General features: G+C 54.5%; 1 protein-coding gene. It reads right to left on the bottom strand.

What is annotated here, in order from left to right:
- Positions 1 to 255 (bottom strand): hypothetical protein (locus AC1RPY_RS08055; RefSeq protein WP_481763162.1); only part of this gene is annotated, 255 nt, incomplete at both ends.

Genomic DNA, 255 nt, shown 5'->3' with positions numbered 1-255 from the left:
CCCAAAATGTAGATCGCGAGAATCCATCCTGAATCTCGCTCTTGAAAATCTGTATAGGAGAAATTTCGGTGCAAGCTGAAACCACGCAGCAACCTGTTATTGCCGCCCACCTGCGTAATGGGCAGACGGTTATCGCCCGCTACAAAGGCGAAAACGAAACGCATCTCGGGCTCGACAAGCCGTACATTCTGTAGACGTTTCCGGGCGCGGGTCCCGGCGGTCAAACTGGTGTGATGCTGACGCCCTACCTTGGCC

The sequence above is a fragment of the Dellaglioa sp. CoH-56-MRSF-12 genome (assembly GCF_056782075.1).
Note: the sequence above shows the minus strand (reverse complement) of the source record. Positions and strands in the feature narration are given on the sequence as shown.